This is a genomic window from Sphaerisporangium sp. NPDC049457 (assembly GCF_055586705.1).
Genome location: NZ_JBVJHR010000012.1, coordinates 43,877 through 60,725 on the forward strand (window position 1 = coordinate 43,877; position 16,849 = coordinate 60,725).

Annotated in this window: 16 protein-coding genes; 14 read left to right on the forward strand and 2 right to left on the reverse strand. The window is 71.8% G+C overall.

Annotated elements, in window-relative coordinates; genetic code table 11:
- Nucleotides 1-173 precede the first annotated feature (173 nt).
- Nucleotides 174-1,088 (forward strand): LysR family transcriptional regulator, encoded by a 915-nt coding sequence (locus ACZ6QO_RS19685; RefSeq protein ID WP_465852520.1) that lies wholly within the window; start codon nt 174-176, stop codon nt 1,086-1,088.
- 371 nt (nt 1,089-1,459) lie between these two features.
- On the opposite strand, the gene ACZ6QO_RS19690 is transcribed toward ACZ6QO_RS19685, so the two are convergent.
- Both ACZ6QO_RS19690 and ACZ6QO_RS19695 read right to left on the reverse strand, forming a co-directional pair.
- On the reverse strand, nt 1,460-2,530 hold the full coding sequence (locus ACZ6QO_RS19690) for a family 2 encapsulin nanocompartment cargo protein polyprenyl transferase (protein WP_465852522.1): 1,071 nt from the start codon (nt 2,528-2,530) through the stop codon (nt 1,460-1,462).
- 142 nt (nt 2,531-2,672) lie between these two features.
- Nucleotides 2,673-4,079, reverse strand: a complete 1,407-nt coding sequence (locus tag ACZ6QO_RS19695; RefSeq protein ID WP_465852524.1) for a family 2B encapsulin nanocompartment shell protein — start codon at nt 4,077-4,079, stop codon at nt 2,673-2,675.
- A gap of 704 nt (nt 4,080-4,783) precedes the next feature.
- Here ACZ6QO_RS19695 and ACZ6QO_RS19700 point away from each other — a divergent pair.
- The 13 genes from ACZ6QO_RS19700 to ACZ6QO_RS19760 all read left to right on the forward strand — a co-directional run bounded on the left by ACZ6QO_RS19700 (nt 4,784) and on the right by ACZ6QO_RS19760 (nt 16,845).
- Nucleotides 4,784-6,793 (forward strand): erythromycin esterase family protein, encoded by a 2,010-nt coding sequence (locus tag ACZ6QO_RS19700; protein WP_465852526.1) that lies wholly within the window; start codon nt 4,784-4,786, stop codon nt 6,791-6,793.
- 69 nt (nt 6,794-6,862) lie between these two features.
- Nucleotides 6,863-7,543 (forward strand): dienelactone hydrolase family protein, encoded by a 681-nt coding sequence (locus ACZ6QO_RS19705; protein WP_465852528.1) that lies wholly within the window; start codon nt 6,863-6,865, stop codon nt 7,541-7,543.
- A gap of 97 nt (nt 7,544-7,640) precedes the next feature.
- Nucleotides 7,641-8,252 carry a D-sedoheptulose-7-phosphate isomerase gene (locus ACZ6QO_RS19710; protein ID WP_465852530.1) on the forward strand — a complete coding sequence of 204 codons (612 nt, stop codon included), beginning with the start codon at nt 7,641-7,643 and terminating at the stop codon, nt 8,250-8,252.
- Nucleotides 8,249-9,010: a D-sedoheptulose-7-phosphate isomerase gene (locus ACZ6QO_RS19715; RefSeq protein ID WP_465852532.1), complete on the forward strand. Its 762-nt coding sequence runs from the start codon at nt 8,249-8,251 to the stop codon at nt 9,008-9,010. The genes ACZ6QO_RS19710 and ACZ6QO_RS19715 overlap by 4 nt, the downstream gene beginning before the upstream one ends.
- Before the next feature lie 10 nt (nt 9,011-9,020).
- On the forward strand, nt 9,021-10,097 hold the full coding sequence (locus ACZ6QO_RS19720) for an NADH-quinone oxidoreductase subunit B family protein (protein WP_465852534.1): 1,077 nt from the start codon (nt 9,021-9,023) through the stop codon (nt 10,095-10,097).
- A 40-nt stretch (nt 10,098-10,137) separates the two neighbouring features.
- Complete coding sequence (locus tag ACZ6QO_RS19725) at nt 10,138-11,922, forward strand: nickel-dependent hydrogenase large subunit (RefSeq protein WP_465852536.1); 1,785 nt, start codon at nt 10,138-10,140, stop codon at nt 11,920-11,922.
- Nucleotides 11,923-12,022: 100 nt separating this feature from the next.
- A complete protein-coding gene (locus ACZ6QO_RS19730; protein ID WP_465852538.1) occupies nt 12,023-12,571 on the forward strand; it encodes a NifU family protein in 549 nt (182 codons plus the stop codon).
- Nucleotides 12,568-13,389 carry a DUF5947 family protein gene (locus tag ACZ6QO_RS19735; protein WP_465852540.1) on the forward strand — a complete coding sequence of 274 codons (822 nt, stop codon included), beginning with the start codon at nt 12,568-12,570 and terminating at the stop codon, nt 13,387-13,389. Before ACZ6QO_RS19730 ends, ACZ6QO_RS19735 begins: the two co-directional genes overlap by 4 nt.
- Complete coding sequence (locus ACZ6QO_RS19740; protein WP_465852542.1) at nt 13,382-14,014, forward strand: DUF6084 family protein; 633 nt, start codon at nt 13,382-13,384, stop codon at nt 14,012-14,014. Before ACZ6QO_RS19735 ends, ACZ6QO_RS19740 begins: the two co-directional genes overlap by 8 nt.
- On the forward strand, nt 14,011-15,456 hold the full coding sequence (locus ACZ6QO_RS19745) for a hypothetical protein (protein WP_465852544.1): 1,446 nt from the start codon (nt 14,011-14,013) through the stop codon (nt 15,454-15,456). The genes ACZ6QO_RS19740 and ACZ6QO_RS19745 overlap by 4 nt, the downstream gene beginning before the upstream one ends.
- On the forward strand, nt 15,453-16,097 hold the full coding sequence (locus tag ACZ6QO_RS19750) for a hydrogenase maturation protease (protein ID WP_465852546.1): 645 nt from the start codon (nt 15,453-15,455) through the stop codon (nt 16,095-16,097). The genes ACZ6QO_RS19745 and ACZ6QO_RS19750 overlap by 4 nt, the downstream gene beginning before the upstream one ends.
- 129 nt (nt 16,098-16,226) lie before the next feature.
- Nucleotides 16,227-16,619 (forward strand): hydrogenase maturation nickel metallochaperone HypA/HybF, encoded by a 393-nt coding sequence (locus ACZ6QO_RS19755; protein WP_380839647.1) that lies wholly within the window; start codon nt 16,227-16,229, stop codon nt 16,617-16,619.
- Complete coding sequence (locus tag ACZ6QO_RS19760) at nt 16,594-16,845, forward strand: HypC/HybG/HupF family hydrogenase formation chaperone (RefSeq protein WP_465852549.1); 252 nt, start codon at nt 16,594-16,596, stop codon at nt 16,843-16,845. The genes ACZ6QO_RS19755 and ACZ6QO_RS19760 overlap by 26 nt, the downstream gene beginning before the upstream one ends.
- Nucleotides 16,846-16,849: the final 4 nt, after the last annotated feature.

Below are 16,849 nucleotides of genomic sequence, written 5' to 3' on the forward strand. Positions count from 1 at the left end.
CCTGCAGGCCGGGTGCGCTACCGCAAGTCGACACGGGCTGCACACGGGGCGCCTTCATCGGCGCCGATAGGTGAATTTCTACGCGCATTGGCGGAGCGCGACGCTTTTTCGTTCCAATGCGGAATCGGGTCTTGACAGTGCCAAATCGCCTGGCCTACGCCACAATGTGGCATATGGACCTGGATCTCGGTGCGGTCGCCAACTTCTTGGTTCTCATGGAGGAGATGCACTATGGCCGTGCGGCCGTGCGGCTGCACATGAGCTCATCTGCGTTGACGAAGCGCATCCAACGTCTCGAACGACAACTCGGGGTTCCCCTCGTCGAGCGGGACTCTACTGGTGTACTTGCCGTTACGTCCGCAGGCCGACGGTTCGCGATCGCCGCCGGACCGTTGATGGCTCAGGCCAACGCAGCCCTCGAGAGCGCCCGGGCCGAAACCGCCCGGTACACGCTGCGGGTCGGTATACCCGCCGGCGCCCGCGCGCTCATTGGAGGATTCGACATAAACGGCATAGGCCGAGAGGTCCGCCGCAGCTTCCCCGAGATCCGGTTGGTGCTTCAGGACATCCCCATGCCCGCACTCACCCACTGCTTGCCCGAGCATCGCATAGACGTCTTGTGGAACACCGCCCCCGTACACCATCCCGCCGTGGACTCGTTCCCCCTGGCCATCACCAGCGCGCGCATCGGCGTGGTCGGCGCCCGGCATCCACTCGCCGAGTCCGGAACGATTGACGTGGCGGACTTCAGCGAGCAACCGATCCTGTATAACCCCGCCGCCGGCGACGACGAGTGGATGAAACAGTTCTGGCTCGGGGATGTGCGGCCACGTCGCGAGGCGCGCCTGATCGAGATCGTCGCCGATGACATCACACCCGTCCTTCGCCGAGTCGGCGAGGGCACAGCCGTGATGGTCGGCATCGCGGAGTACGCACCACGCCTGCTGGGCTTTCACTTGCGGGCGGTGACGCTGACTGGCGCCGCCCCGGTGATATTCCATGTCGCATGTCGGCGCACCGACCGGCGTGGCGCCGTCCGCGCCCTCGTGGAAGCCTTCCAGGCTGTCGGCCCCCGCCGCCTGCCGTAGGCCCATGCGGGCTTTTACGTGCGAACGCTGGCCCGTGCCTGCGCACGTGACCTCCTGACGAAACTGCCGTAACGCCGCCTCCTTGACCAGGCTTTCGTGGGTTTCGGGAGGCACTGCCACGCGCGCGCACGCGACGGAATTTCGGGACTTTCGGGACGCCCTACGCGCGGGCGCGCGATGGGAGTTTTTGCGACTTTCGCGACGCCGCTACGCGCGCGGGCACACGCGTGCCGCCTGGTGCTCTGACCTGGGCATACGTAAGCGACCAGAGCGCCCCTACGCCTCTAGAGCACCCTCTAGACCTAGATCCCCTCCGCTCTAGCTAGGGATGGGGCGCCTTCCCCCGAGGAGGGCGCTTATGGGCGGGACGGTCAGTGGTCGCGGCGGGCGAGGAGGTGGGCCAGGGCGTGGAGTTCGGCGGCGGGGCGGGGGACGGGGTCGGCGGAGGCGAGATGGGCGAGCGCCTCGGCCAGCAGGTCGTCCGCCCGGGACTGGGCCCACGCGCGGCCGCCCGCCGTCTCGATGAGCGAGGCCATGCGCGCCGGCTCGCCCGTCGCGCGCGCCTGCTCGGCCGGGGTGAGGGGGGACGAGGCGGGTGGGTGGGCGTGGCGGTAGAAGGCGGACAGTTCGGCGCCGGCGGGGGTGCCTGAGGCGAGGGCGGCCACCACGGGCAGGGACTTCTTGTGGTTGCGCAGGTCGGAGAAGACGGGCTTGCCGGTGACCGAGGGGTCGCCCCAGATGCCGAGCAGGTCGTCGACCATCTGGAAGGCCAGCCCGAGCCGGGAGCCGAACGCCCGCAGGGACTCGATGACCTCGGGGCCGCCACCGCCGGACAGGGCGCCGAGCGCGCAGGAGGCGGCGAGCAGGGCCCCCGTCTTGCCCTCCGCCATGCTGACGCACTCGGTAACGCTCACCTCGTCGCGGGTCTCGAACGAGGTGTCGGCGCTCTGGCCTTCGACCAGGTCGAGCACCGCCGCGCCGAGCACCCGCGTCGACTCGCCGGCGACCGGGCCGCCGCCGGCGCGCAGCACCTCGAACGCCAGGGTCAGCAGGGCGTCCCCGGCGAGGATCGCCGCGCTGACCCCGAACACGCTCCAAGCGGTCGGACGGTGGCGCCGGGTCGCGTCGCCGTCCATGACGTCGTCGTGCAGGAGGGAGAAGTTGTGCACCAGCTCCACCGCCACCGCCGCGGGAACGGCGGCGGCGGCGGAGCCCCCGGCCGCCTCGGCGGCCAGCAGGACCAGCGCCGGGCGGACGGCCTTGCCCGCGTTGCCCGACGCGGGCCGGCCCTGCTCGTCCAGCCAGCCGAAGTGGTAGGCGGCGATGCGCCGCATCGAGGGTGGCAGCGACTCCACGGCGGACCGCAGAGGCGGGTCGGTCAGCTCGCGGCTCCACGCGAGCACCTCTCGGGGCGGGCGCCCGGTGGTCACCGTCTTCGCCATGCGCACGGCTCCTTCCTGCTCTCGTTCGTCGTGTCGGCCATGCGCGTGACACCCCTTCCTGCCCTCGGGCGCCGCCGGGGCCGTGCGCGCGGCCCCGCTCGTCACCCGAGTTGTTCCCTGAACGGCGTCGCCGACCGCCGGATCAGTGACCGATCTCGACGTGTTCGAGGACGCCGAGCGCGTCGGGCACCAGGACGGCCGCCGAGTAGTAGGCGCTGACGAGGTAGGAGATGATGGCCTGCTCGTCGATGCCCATGAAGCGCACCGACAGGCTCGGCTCGTACTCGTCGGGGATGCCCGTCTGGTGCAGGCCGATGACGCCCTGGTCGTCCTCGCCGGTGCGCAGCACCAGGATCGAGCTGGTGCGGGTCTTGGTGATCGGGATCTTGTTGCACGGCAGCAGCGGGACGCCGCGCCAGGCGGGCACGGCGTGGTCGAACAGCTGGACGGTGTCCGGATACAGGCCGCGGCGGCTGCACTCTCGGCCGAACGCCGCGATCGTCTGCGGGTGGGCCAGGAAGAAGTGCGACTTCCTGCGCCTGCACAGCAGCTCGTCGAGGTCGTCGGGGGTGGGCGGGCCGGTGCGGGTCTGGACGCGCTGCCGCAGGTCGGCGTTGGGCAGCAGCCCGAACTCGGGGTTGTTGATCAGCTCGTGCTCCTGGCGCTCGCGCAGGGCCTCGATGGTGAGGCGCAACTGCTCCTGCGTCTGGTTCATCGGCTGGTTGTACAGGTCGGCGACGCGGGTGTGGATGCGCAGGATGGTCTGCGCCACGCTCAGCTCGTACTCGCGGGGGCTGGCCTCGTAGTCGACGAAGGTGGTCGACAGCGACGGCTCGCCGGAGTGGCCCGAGGTGATGTCGATGACGGCCTCGCCGTGCTTGTTGTGCGGAGGCCGCGGATGGCGTTCGTGCTCCTCGACGTGGTCGCGGAGCTGCGGCGACTGGTCGATCAGCTCCTGGAACGCCTGGCGGGAGAGGGTGAGCGTGGTGGTCGGGGTGACCGCCTTGATGGTGTGCTCCCACGTGGCCGCGGCGCCCGCGAGGGCGTGGTCGCCGTAGTACTCGCCGTCGGCCAGGACGGCCAGGGTGGTCTGGTCGCCGTACTCGCCCACGCCGATCTTGTTGACCTTGCCGTGCGCGATGAGGATGAGCCGGTCGGCGGGCTCGCCGATCTGCGCGATGGTGTTGCCGGGCTCGTGCTGGTGCTGGGTGAAGCGGCCGGCCAGAGCCTCCAGCACGCCGTCGTCGCCGAAGTGGCGCAGCAGCGGAAGCTCGCGCAGCTCGGGCGGGACGACGCGCACGTCGTTGCCCTGGTTGGTGAAGCTCAGGCGGCCGTCGCCGATGGCGTACGTGAGGCGGCGGTTGACGCGGTAGGCGCCGCCGGGGGTGTTGACCCAGGGGAGCATGCGCAGCAGCCACCGGGAGGAGATGTTCTGCATCTGCGGCTGCGACTTGGTGGTCGTGGCCAGGTTGCGCGCCGCCGTGGTCGCCAGGCTCTGCTGAGGCCGGCCGTTTTCCGTGCCTGTTCTCTCGCTGGTCGTCTCGGTCACGACCACACCACCTATCCCTATCGCATCGAACGGGGGAGACGCTGAAGCTGGAGCGATGTCTTTCCGGAGGATTCCGGGTCGTGCGGTGCGCAGTGATCAGGTGCATATGAATGAATGGCCGTGGAAACCCGCGCCGACCTTTACGGGGCCGGACGCCGGCGATTTCCGGGGGCGGACGCGGAAACGCCGGACGGCGCGGGGGGCGCCGTATGGTGCCGTTTGTTCGCGGTGCCGGTCGAATGCGGCGGTGCGCGCTCTTCGCCGTGGTGGTAGGGGGATCGTCGCTGTGTCGAGAACGGGGTTGCTCTGGTCGGGTGGCGCTTTCCCGCGGCCTGCTCGGACGCAATGATTATGGAGCCCCGATCTTCGGCGTGTCAATTACGGTTTTCCCTCGCCGTGGACATCGCCGCGAAGAAGTTTTACCGGTAAGAGGGCGCTGTCAACCCATATTTCCATACACTACGGCCTTTATTTGGCCTGCGGTGGTAAATGGTTTATGACCGACTTTCCCCGGGTCGCCGCCGCCCGGCTCCGCGCCCGTCCAGGAACCCGGACACCCGGACACCCGGACAAAGGAGCCCGCGGAGGACAAGGCGTAGGCTCGGATATGGCCCAGGTCCGTCCGCCCGAGCCCGTGCCGGCAGCCACGCCGCCGCCGCGCCGCGCCGCCGGGCGGCCGCCTCCGAGCACGATAGGGGGCCACGATGTCCGACCGCCTGTTCCAGGACCGCAGGGATGCCGGGCGCGCGCTGGCCGGCCTCCTCGACCGCTACCGGGGACGGCCGGACCTTCTGGTGCTGGCGTTGCCGCGCGGAGGAGCCCCGGTGGCGTACGAGGTGGCCAGAGCCCTCGGCGCGGCCCTGGACGTCTTCGTCGCCCGCAAACTCGGCGTGCCCGGCCAGGAGGACCTGGCGATGGGCGCCATCGCGGGGGACGGCGTCATCGCGCTCAACGACGACGTGGTGAGAGGGCTGGCCATCCCCCCTGAGGTGGTGGAGCACGTGGCGGGCCAGGAGGGGCGGGAGATCGCCCGCTGGGAGCGGCACTTCCGGCAGGGCCGTCCCGCGCGGCGCGTCGAGGGCAGGGAGGTGATCGTCGTCGACGACGGCCTGGCCACCGGCGCCGCCGTGACCGCCACGCTGAAGGCCCTGCGGCGGCTGCGTCCCGCGCGCGTGGTCGTCGCCGTGCCCGCCTGCTCGGCGGCCACCTACGAGGAACTGCGGACGGCGGCCGACGAGGTGGTCGTCGCGACCACTCCCTCGCCGTTCTTCGTGGTCGACCCCTCGTACTGGGGTTTCGTCGAGGTGACGCTGGAGGACGTGCGTGACCTGCTGCGCGCCTCGGCGACGTCGGCGCAGGCCAGGGCCGTCGGGCAGAGTCCCGGCGAGGTGGCGGCCATCCGCGCCGAGGCGGTGCCGGTCGAGAACGGAGCCCCGCCGCCGGAAGTGCTCTTCGACCTGGTGGGCGATGCCCGCTTCGTCCTGATCGGCGGGGCCTCCCACGGCACCCACGAGTTCTACGCGGCGCGCGCCGCGCTGACGCGTCGCCTCATCGAGGAGCGCGACTTCCACGCCGTCGCCGTGCAGGCCGACTGGCCCGACGCCTACCGCGTCAACCGGTACGTCCACGGCCGGGGCCAGGACGCCACCGCCGATGAGGCGCTGGGCGACTTCCAGCGGTTCCCCCGGTGGATGTGGCGCAACGCGGTGGTGCTGGACTTCGTGAACTGGCTGCGCGAGCACAACGACGGCGTCCTGACGGGGCTCTGCGGCCAGGTCGGCTTCTACGGCCTCGACGTCTACGGCGCGCACCGGACGATGCAGCAGATAGTCGCCTTTTTGGAGGAGCGCGACCCGGCCGCCGCCGCCCGCGCCCGCGACCGGTACGCGTGCTTCGACCATCTCGGCCCCGAGGACCGCCCCTACGGGTTCAGCCCCGCGTACGGGCCGGGCGCGGGCGGCGAGGAGGAACTGATCGCCCACCTCGTGCGCCTGCGGCGCGACGCGATGAGACCCGCGCGGGAGGAAGGGCTGCTGCCCGAGGACGAGTTGTTCTACGCGCAGATGAACGCCGCGGCCCTGCAGAACGCCGACGCGCACTACCGTTCCCTGCTCTGCGGCCGGATCGCGGCCTGGAACCACCGCGACCGCCACATGACCGACACGCTGGACGCGCTCGCAGACCACCTCGGCCGCCGCTGCGACGTCCCCGCGAAGATCATCGTGTGGTGCCACGACGCCCACGCGGGGGACGCGCGGGCGACCGAGGCGTCCGGACGCGGGGAGGTCAACCTCGGCATGCTCGCCCGCGAGCGGCACGGGGACGACTGCCGCAACATCGGCATGACCACCTACACCGGCACGGTCACCGCGGCCGACGAGTGGGGAGGGCGGGCCGACCGCAAGTGGTTGCGCCCCGCGCTGTCCGACAGCGTCGAGGAACTGTTCCACGAGGTGGGCGAGAAGCAGTTCTTCACCCGGTTCGCGACTGCCCCCCGCAGTGCCGACGTGCTGCGGTCGGCGCGCCTGCAACGCATGATCTCGGCCGTGTACCGCCCGAGGTCCGAGCGGCAGTCTCACTATTTCCGCGCCCGCATGTGCGACGAGTTCGACGCCGTCCTGCACATCGACGAGACCAGGGGCGTGGAACCGCTGGACCGCACGCCGCGGTGGGACCTCGGCCAGCTTCCCCACACCTACCCCCCGGCCATGTGAGGGCCGGACCCCCATGCCGGACCCCGGCGTGGGGGACGCGGCCCGGCCGGCGATCTGGAAGGAGGCGCGATGGTGGAGTCGCGGAGCATCGACATCCCGGCGGGCGGCGTCTTGCTCGGAGCCGACGTCGCCGTGCCGCAGGCCGCCCACGGCGTCGTGGTCTTCGCCCACGGCAGCGGCAGCGGCCGCCACAGCCCGCGCAACAGGCGCGTCGCCGCCGAGCTGAACACGGCCGGGCTCGCGACCGTGCTGGCGGACCTGCTGACCCGCGAGGAGGAGGACATCGACGCCCTCACCGGCTCACTCCGCTTCGACATCGGCCTGCTGGCGGGGCGGGTGGCCGACGTCGCCGACTGGGTGGCGCGCGACAGGCGGCTGGCGACCCTGGGCGTCGGGCTGTTCGGCGCCAGCACGGGCGCCGCTGCGGCGCTGGTGGCCGCGGCCCGGCGGCCCGGCTCGGTGCAGGCGGTGGTCTCCCGGGGCGGCCGGCCCGACCTGGCCGGCGACTTCCTGTCCGAGGTGCGCCAGCCGACCCTGCTCATCGTGGGGGAGAACGACCCGGCCGTGGTCGCCCTGAACCGGCAGGCGATGGAGCGGATACCCGGTCAGACCGGGTTCGCGATCGTCGCCGGGGCCTCGCACCTGTTCGAGGAGCCCGGCACGCTCGACCAGGTGGCGCGCCTGGCCCGCGACTGGTTCGCCCGCCATCTGAGGAGCGTGCACCGACGCGAGGTGCATCCCTCGGCGTAGGAGATCAAGCCTTTACTCCGGGTTGTCCGCCTTGGGGTGTCGGCCCCGTGTGTACGCATCGTAGCCTGACGACTACGGTACATAACGGAGCGTGAACATGCCTGTGACGTCGACCACGCGCGAGGCGGTCAGCGAAGCCTTCACCCGGCGGGAGGCGGCGGGACGCCGGCTCGCCGAGGACTCCGAGCGCATCACGCGCGCGTGCCGGGCCATGGCCGCGAGGTTCCACCGCGGCGGCAAGCTGATCGTCTTCGGCAACGGCGGGGCCGGCACGGACGCCTCCCACATCGCGGTCGAGTTCATGCATCCGGTCATCGTCGGCAAGCGCGCGCTGCCCGCGATGGCGCTGAGCAACGACGCCGCGACCGTCTCGGCGGTCGGCGCCCGCGACGGGCTGGCCGAGGTCTTCGCCCACCAGGTGCGCCACTGGGCCGGTCCGGCCGACATGGCGCTCGGCGTCTCGCCGGACGGGTGGTGCGCCAACGTCCTGAAAGGGCTGGAGGCCGCCCACGAGATGGGCCTGTTCACCATGGCCCTGCTCGGCGGGGACGGCGGCGCCGTCGCGCGCAGCGCCGCGGTCGACCACGCGCTCATCGCCGGGTCCGACGACCCGGCGGTGATCAAGGAGATCCACGTCACGATGTACCACGTCCTGTGGGAGCTGGTCCACGTCTTCCACGCCCGCACCCGTCCGGACGCGGCCCGATGAGCGCTGAGGAGGCGTCCTCCGAGGGGACGCACCAGCTGTACCCCTTCCTGCGCGGCCGCGGTGACGACCGGGCGGGCGGCAGGCGGCGCGGCGAGCTGGAGGAGCACGCCGTGCGGTCCACCCAGGCCAAGGCGCAGGAGATTCTGATGCTGCGCGGGCTGGTGGCCGAGTCGCACGCCGACCGGCTCGCCGCGTGCGCGCGGGACATGGCCGACAGGTTCGCCGGCGGCGGCCGGCTGTTCACCTTCGGCAACGGCGGCAGCAGCACCGACGCCCAGGAGGTCGCCACCCTCCATCTGCGTCCCCGGTACGGGCGGCCGCTGCCGGCCCTGTCGCTGACCTCCGACGTGGCCGTCGTCACGGCGCTGTCCAACGACGTCGGGTTCGACGTCGTCTTCGCCCGGCAGATCGCGGCCCTCGCCAGGCCCGGCGACATCGCCTTCGGCCTGTCGACCAGCGGCGGCTCGGCCAACCTCGTGCAGGCCTTCGAGGAGGCGTGGGGACGGGGGCTGCTCACCGTCGGCCTGGCCGGCTACCAGGGCGGACGGCTCGCCGAGCTGGCCGAGCTGGACGTCCTCGACCACCTGTTCGTCATCCCGTCCACGTCCGTGCACCGCATCCAGGAGGCGCAGACGACGCTCTACCACGTGCTCTGGGAGGTCACCCAACACCTGCTGGACCAAGACCGGCCGGGCGCCGACCGCGCCGCCGCCGGGGAGGGACGCGTCCCGACGCTCACCGACACCGACCAGGAGTGATGGAGGCGGTATGGGCACCATGACAGAGTCAGCGCAGGAGAGGTCGCGGGAGCAGGAAGAGCCCGTCGTCCACATCCTCTGGATCAACGCGGGCATGAGCTGCGACGGCGACTCCGTCTCGCTCACCGCGGCGACGCAGCCGCGCATCGAGGACATCGTGCTCGGCGGCCTGCCGGGCCTGCCCGCGGTGGACGTCCACTGGCCGCTGATCGACTTCCACAGCGGGCCGATGCAGGGCGCCGACGCCATGATCGAGTGGTACTTCCTCGCGGCGCGCGGCGCTCTGGAGCCGTTCGTGCTGGTGGTCGAGGGGTCGATCCCCAACGAGTCGATCAAGCAGGAGGGCTACTGGTCGGGGTTCGGCAACAACCCCGAGACCGGTCAGCCGATGACCCTGCCCGAGTGGCTGGACCTGCTGGCCCCCAAGGCGACCGCCGTGGTCGCGACCGGCACCTGCGCCACCTACGGCGGCATCCACGCGATGGCCGGCAACCCGACCGGGTGCATGGGCCTGGCCGACTACCTCGGCTGGGACTGGCGGTCCAAGGCCGGCATCCCGATCGTCAACGTCCCGGGCTGCCCGGTCCAGCCGGACAACATGTCCGAGACGCTGCTGTACCTGCTCTACCAGCTCAACGGGCAGGCTCCGATGATCCCGCTGGACGAGGCGCTGCGCCCCACGTGGCTGTTCGGCATGACCGTGCACGAGGGGTGCGACCGCGCCGGCTACTACGAGCAGGGCCAGTTCGCCGTCGAGTACGGCTCGCCGAAGTGCCTGGTCAAGATCGGCTGCTGGGGTCCCGTCGTCAAGTGCAACGTGCCGAAGCGGGGCTGGATGGCCGGCCTCGGCGGCTGCCCCAACGTCGGCGGCATCTGCATCGCCTGCACGATGCCCGGCTTCCCCGACAAGTTCATGCCGTTCATGGACGAGCCCCCCGGGGCGATGGTGTCCTCCACGGTCAGCACGGTGTACGGCGGCGTCGTCCGCAAGCTGCGCGGGATCACCCTGCGGACCGTCGACAAGGAGCCGAAGTGGCGGGCCAAGGGCCGCGCCCTGCTCACCGGCTATCGAGCGCCGTGGAGCTGAGACATGACCACGCGAACCGCACGGCGCCCTGGGGGCTGAGATGACCACCGCGAAGGACCAGAACCGCGACCTGGTGGAGATGGCCTGGGACCCGATCACCCGCATCGTGGGCAGCCTGGGCATCTACGCCAAGATCGACTTCAAGGCGAGGGAGGTCGTCGAGTGCCACAGCACCTCGTCGATCTTCCGCGGCTACAGCGTCTTCATGAAGGGCAAGGACCCGCGGGACGCGCACTTCATCACCAGCCGCATCTGCGGCATCTGCGGCGACAACCACGCCACCTGCTCGGTCTACAACCAGAACATGGCCTACGGCGTGCGCCCGCCCGCGCTCGCCGAATGGATCATCAACCTGGGCGAGTCCGCCGAGTACATGTTCGACCACAACATCTACCAGGAGAACCTGGTGGGGGTCGACTACTGCGAGAAGATGGTGCGCGAGACCAACCCCGGCGTGCTCGACCTGGCCGAGCGCACCGAATGCCCGAACGCCGGCGCGCACGGCTACCGCACCATCGCCGACATCATGCGCTCGCTGAACCCGCTCGAAGGCGAGTTCTACCGCGAGGCGCTGGTGATGAGCCGCCTCACGCGCGAGATGTTCTGCCTGATGGAGGGCAGGCACGTCCACCCCTCCACCCTCTACCCGGGCGGCGTCGGCACGGTGGCGACCGTCCAGCTCTTCACCGACTACCTGACCCGCCTCATGCGGTACGTCGAGTTCATGAAGAAGGTCGTGCCGATGCACGACGACCTGTTCGACTTCTTCTACGAGGCGCTGCCCGGGTACGAGGAGGTCGGCAGGCGGCGGGTGCTGCTCGGCTGCTGGGGCAGCCTCAACGACCCGGCGTACTGCGACTTCACCTACGAGAACATGAGCGCCTGGGGCCGGGAGATGTTCGTGACGCCCGGCGTCATCGTCGACGGCGAGCTGGTCACCAACGACCTGGTGGACATCAACCTCGGCATGCGCATCATGCTCGGCAGCTCCTACTACGAGGACTGGGCCGACCAGGAGCCGTTCGTCACCCACGACCCGCTCGGCAACCCGGTCGACATGCGGCACCCGTGGAACCAGCACACGATCCCGCGGCCGCAGAAACGCGACTTCGCCGACAAGTACAGCTGGGTCATGTCGCCGCGCTGGTACGACGGGTCGGACCTGCTCCCGCTGGACACCGGCGGCGGGCCCATCGCCCGGCTCTGGTCGACGGCCCTGTCCGGCCGGGTCAACTTCGGCGGCATCGAGGCCACCGGGCACAGCGTGATCATCCGGCTGCCCAAGACCGCCACCAAGCCCGAGACGACGTTCGAGTGGAAGATCCCCGAACGCAACGGCGAGCTGCTGTCCAACGCCCTCGAACGCAACCGCGCCCGCTCCTACTTCCAGGCGTACGCCGCGGCCTGCGCGCTGTACTTCGCCGAGAAGGGGCTGGACGAGGTGCGCAGGGGACGCACCCAGACGTGGGAGCCGTTCGAGGTGCCGGAAGAGGCGATCAGCTGCGGGTTCACCGAGGCGGTGCGCGGCCTGCTGTCCCACCACATGGTGATCAGGAACGGCAAGATCGCCAACTACCATCCGTACCCGCCGACGCCCTGGAACGCCAGCGTCCGCGACAGCAACGGGACGCCCGGCCCGTACGAGGACGCCGTGCAGAACACGCCGATCTTCGAGGAGAACCCGCCGGAGCGGTTCAAGGGCATCGACATCATGCGGACCGTCCGCAGCTTCGACCCGTGCCTGCCGTGCGGAGTGCACATGTACCTCGGCGGAGGCCAGGAACTGCGGAAGCTGCACAGCCCTCATGCCTTCAATGCCATCTGACCTGGGAGGCGGTGCCGCGCACCGATCCTCCCCGCGGGCCCCGGCGACCGCGACAGGGTCGCCGGGGCCCGCCTCCGACGAGAACCGCGGAACACCTGACGTGCGGGCGGCCGGGGAGCGGGTGGAGGCGCTGATCGACGAGCTCGGCGCCCTCGCCGACCCCCTCGCGCGAGCCCGCGCCGAGGAACTGGTCAGAGCCCTCGTCGACCTCTACGGCGCCGGGCTGGAGCGGGTCATGGACATCGTGGTCCAGAGCGAGGCCGCCGACGTTCTGCGGCGGCTTGCGGGCGACGAGCTCGTCTCCGGGCTGCTCGTCCTGCACGACCTGCACCCGCTCGGCACCGAGGACCGGGTCCGCGCCGCCCTGGACGCCGTGCGCCCCGCGCTCGGCCTGCACGAGGGCGGTGTGGAACTGCTCGGCGTCGACGCGGCCGCGGGCGTCGTGCGGCTGCGGCTGTCCGGCAACTGCCACGGGTGCGCGTCGTCGCAGGTCACGGTGACCGACGCCATCGAAAGGGCCGTGCTGCGCGCCGCGCCGGAGGTGTCCCGGCTGGAGGTCGACGGGGTGGCGGACGCCTCCTCGCCGCTGCTGCAGATCCAGCGCCGCCCCCCGGGCCCGTGCCCGGTTCCCGAGGAGGCGACGCCATGAGCGCTCCAGAAGGCGGCGCGGCGAGCGGTCCGGGAGGTGCCGCCGTGAGCGGGCCGGGCCCTGGGCTGCGCAGGTTCCGTGAGCGGCGGGGGCCGGTGGCGGAGGTGTGCGAGATGTGCGCCGAGCCGCTGGACGACCGGCACGGCCACGCGGTGAACACCGGCACGCGGGCGCTGCTGTGCATCTGCGGCGCCTGCCGCCTGCTGCTCTCGCGCGGCGGCTCCGTCGCCCGCGGCCGCTATCGGTCGGTGCCGGAACGCTACCTGTACGTCCCGGCGTTCCGCCTGACGGCGGCGGACTGGGAGGAACTGCAGATTCCAGTACGCACCGCCTTCCTGTTCCACAACTCGGAGCTCGGCCGGTTCGCGGCGTTCTATCCCAGCCCCGGCGGGGCGACGGAGTCGCTGCTCGACCTGTCCACCTGGGACCGCGTCATGGCCGCCAACCCCGAGCTGCCGGAGGCCGAGCCGGACGTCGAGGCGTACCTGATCGACCGCCGCCCCGAGGGCTTCGCCTGCCACCTGGTCCCGATCGACGCGTGCTACGAGCTGGTCGGGCTGGTCCGGGTGCACTGGAAGGGATTCCACGGCGGCCAGGAGGCGCAGGACGCCATCGGCGCCTTCTTCGACACGCTGCGCCGCCGCAGCGAGGTGGTCACGCCCGCCGAGCCGGAGAGCGCACCGCCCGGCACCGGGCGCGTCCCGGCGGACGCCCGCCCCGGCGGCGCGCCGGCCGACGCGCCGGCGGATGCGCAGGTCGAGGCGCTGGCCGATGTACCGGTGGATGCGCCGGTCGGGGAGGGGCGCGGCCGTGGCTGAGATCGGGTTCGAGTGCCTCGACGTGCGCCCCGACCCGTACGGGGCCTTCCCCACGCTGCTGTTCCGCATCCGCGTGACCGCGCCGGACGAGGCCGCCGTCCACGCCGTCGCGCTGCGCTGCCAGATCCGCATCGAGCCCCAGCGGCGCCGGTACGGCCCCGCCGAGAGCGAGCTGCTCGCCGATCTGTTCGGCCACCCGTCCCGCTGGGGTGACACGGTAAGACCGCTGCAGTTCGCCAACGTCTCGGTCATGGTGCCGCGGTTCACCGGGTCCACCGAGGTCGACCTGCCGGTGCCGTGCGGCTACGACCTGGAGGTGGCGGCGGGCAAGTACTTCGCCTCGCTCGACGACGGTGAGGTGCCGTTGCTGCTGCTGTTCAGCGGCACGGTGTTCGCCAGGGCGGGGGAGGGGTTCACCGTCCGGCAGGTGCCCTGGGACCGCGAGGCCCGCCACGGGCTGCCGGTCTCCGAGTGGCGGCGGATGATCGACCGCTACTTCCCCGGCGGCGGCTGGCTGCGGCTCAACCGGGACACGCTGCGTGATCTGCAGCGGTTCAAGTCCGAGCGCGCCCTGCCCACCTGGGACGAGGCGATGGAAGTCCTGCTGAAGGAGGCGCGCGGATGAGCGTGCCGATGGACATCGCGCGCAAGGTGGCGGACGCCGTCCTGTACGAGGGCTACCTGCTCTACCCCTACCGGGCGTCCGCCGCCAAGAACCGGCTGCGCTGGCAGTTCGGCGTGCTCGTGCCCCCCGCGTACACGGCGGGCGGGGAGCCCTCGGCCAGCGTGACCGAATGCCTGGCCGAAGGGGCCGCGCACGCGCTGCTGCGCCTGCGCCTGCGGTTCCTGCACGTCAAGGAGCGCCGCGTCGAACGCGCGCGGGACGGGGGTTTCGTCCCGGTCCCCGAGCTGACCTGCGACGGCGTCACGCACCTCACCTTCGACGAGGCCACCGCCCGCGAGGTGCAGGCCGTCGTGCCCATGCCCGGCCTGGTCGGCGCCGAGCGGGCCGTCCAGGTGCGCCTGCCCGGGGACCGCGCCGAGCGGCCCGTCGTGACGGCCTCCGGTGAGGTGCTCGGCCGCGTCGTCACCGAGCACCGGCCGGTGCGCGCGGTGCTGCGGATCGCGGCCGAGCGGCAGGACGGTCCGTACGGGCTGCTGAAGGTGCGTGTCAAGGTCGAGAACGCCGCCGAGCCGCCGTGCGCAGCCACCCGCGAGGAGGCGCTGCGGCACTCACTGGTGGCCGCCCACCTGCTGCTGGCGGTGACGGCGGGGTCGTTCCTGTCGATGGCAGACCCGCCCGAGTGGGCCCGCGCGGCCGCCCAGGGCTGCCGCAACGTCAACACCTGGCCCGTCCTGGTCGGCGAGCCGGGGCACCGCGACGTCCTGCTGTCCTCGCCGATCATCCTGTACGACCACCCCGCCGTCGCCCCCGAGAGCCCCGGCGACCTGTTCGACGCGACGGAGATCGACGAGATCCTGCACCTGCGGACGCTCACGCTGACCGAGGAGGAGAAGCGCGAGGCGCGGGCCACCGACCCGAGGGCCGCCGAGATCATCGACCGGGCCGGCGACCTGCCGCCCGAGCTGCTGGAACGCCTGCACGGCGCCATCCGCCACCTCCGCACCCCGGCGCGGTCCCCGGCCGAGCCGCCGCGGCCGTCCGCCGAGGCCGTTGGTGCCGCCGGGGACGCCTGGGATGCCGGTGTCGCCGGGTCCGCCGGGGTCGCGGGGCCGCCGGACGGGGAGCCATGGCTGGACCTGGTGGGCGGGGCGCGGTCGCCGGCGGACGAGGACAGCGTGATCGTCGCGGGGGTCGAGATCGGCAGGGGCGCCCGCGTCCGGCTCGCCCCCGGCGCGCGGCGCGCGGACGCGCACGACATGTTCCTCGCGGGCAGGACGGCCCAGGTCGAGGCCGTGCTCCGCGACGTCGACGGGGCCCGCTACCTGGCCGTCACGCTGGACGACGACCTCGGCGCCGACCTGCACCGCTCCCACGGCCGGTTCCTGTACTTCGCGCCCGACGAGGTGGAGCCGGTCCCGTCCGGAGCGGAGGCGGGCGGGTGAGGACTCTGGTCGCGGGCGTGGGCAACGTCTTCCTCGGCGACGACGGCTTCGGCGTCGCCGTGGCCCGCCACCTGGCGGCGACCGGCGTGCCCGAGGACGTCGTGGTGTCCGACTTCGGCATCCGCGGCGTCCACCTGGCCTACGAGCTCACCGGCGGCGGGTACGACCTGGCCATCCTGGTCGACGCCGTGGCCCGGGACGGCCCGCCCGGCACGCTGTACGTCCTGCTGCCCTCGCCGGAGCAGGTCCCGGGCACGTTCGCCGACGCCCATGACATGACCCCGGACGCCGTGCTCGCGCTGGCCGGGACGCTCGGCGGCGACGTCACGCCGGTCCTGCTGGTGGGATGCCGGCCGGCGGACGTCTCGCCCGGCATGGAGCTCAGCCCGCCGGTGGCCGAGGCCGTCGGCAGGGCGGCCGAGCTGGTCCTCGAACTCATAGAAGAACGGAGAAAGGAGACAGATGACCAAGCGCATGATCATGCTGACCGTCGTGGTGGCGGTCGGCGTCATGGTGTACCGGTCGATTCCGGACTTCAAGCGGTACATGAAGATCCGCCAGATGTGACCCGCGTGCCGGCGGGCGGGGCCGCGACGCCCCGGCCGGCCGGTACGCGCACGGCCAAGCGCACACCGACCTGAGCGGCCGGCGTGCGTACGCCGAACGCATACCGATCTGAGCGGCCGGTGTGCGTACGCCAAGCGGACGCCGACCTGAGCGGCCGGCGTGCGCACGGCCGATCGGACAGCGATCTGAGAAGAGGTAGAACCGTGCACGAATACGGGATCGCGGAGTCGATCCTCGCCGCGGTGGAGGGACGCGCGGACGGCCGGCGGGTGCGCCGGGCGCGGGTGCAGGTGGGCGCGCTGCTGCGCGTCGCCGAACCCTCCATCAACGACGCGTGGAGCCTGGTCACCGAGGGGACCCTGGCGGAGGGCGCGCGCCTGGACCTGGTCACCCTGCCGGTGCGGCTCACCTGCCGGGACTGCGGGAACACCACCACCTCGGTGGACCCGTACGCGGTGTGCCCCGCCTGCGGGACCACCGACGTCGACACCGAGGGCGGCGACGATCTCGTCCTCGAATCCATCCAGCTCGCGGAGGCGACTCATGTGCCTGGGGATTCCCGGGGAGATCGTGGAAATCCTGTCGGATCGTCCTGACCTGGCGAAGGTCGACGTCAGCGGCGTGCGGCGGGCCATCAACATCGGCCTGCTGGAGGGGGAGACGCTCGCCCCGGGCGACTGGATCCTCATCCACGTCGGCTTCGCCCTGTCCAAGATCGACGAGGTGGAGGCGCGGTCGGCGCTCGACTTCCTGGAGAGCATCGGCCAGGCCTACGAGGACGAGATCGCCGCCCTCCGCGACTCCGTGATCGAACAGGGGTGACGCC

Coding starts and splice junctions, on each gene's coding strand:
- ACZ6QO_RS19720 (WP_465852534.1), top strand. CDS start 9,021: ATGGGCACCATGACAGAGTCAGCGCAGGAGAGGTCGCGGGAGCAGGAA.
- ACZ6QO_RS19725 (WP_465852536.1), top strand. CDS start 10,138: ATGACCACCGCGAAGGACCAGAACCGCGACCTGGTGGAGATGGCCTGG.
- ACZ6QO_RS19685 (WP_465852520.1), top strand. CDS start 174: ATGGACCTGGATCTCGGTGCGGTCGCCAACTTCTTGGTTCTCATGGAG.
- ACZ6QO_RS19735 (WP_465852540.1), top strand. CDS start 12,568: ATGAGCGCTCCAGAAGGCGGCGCGGCGAGCGGTCCGGGAGGTGCCGCC.
- ACZ6QO_RS19710 (WP_465852530.1), top strand. CDS start 7,641: ATGCCTGTGACGTCGACCACGCGCGAGGCGGTCAGCGAAGCCTTCACC.
- ACZ6QO_RS19705 (WP_465852528.1), top strand. CDS start 6,863: ATGGTGGAGTCGCGGAGCATCGACATCCCGGCGGGCGGCGTCTTGCTC.
- ACZ6QO_RS19745 (WP_465852544.1), top strand. CDS start 14,011: ATGAGCGTGCCGATGGACATCGCGCGCAAGGTGGCGGACGCCGTCCTG.
- ACZ6QO_RS19700 (WP_465852526.1), top strand. CDS start 4,784: ATGTCCGACCGCCTGTTCCAGGACCGCAGGGATGCCGGGCGCGCGCTG.
- ACZ6QO_RS19690 (WP_465852522.1), bottom strand. CDS start 2,530: ATGGCGAAGACGGTGACCACCGGGCGCCCGCCCCGAGAGGTGCTCGCG.
- ACZ6QO_RS19715 (WP_465852532.1), top strand. CDS start 8,249: ATGAGCGCTGAGGAGGCGTCCTCCGAGGGGACGCACCAGCTGTACCCC.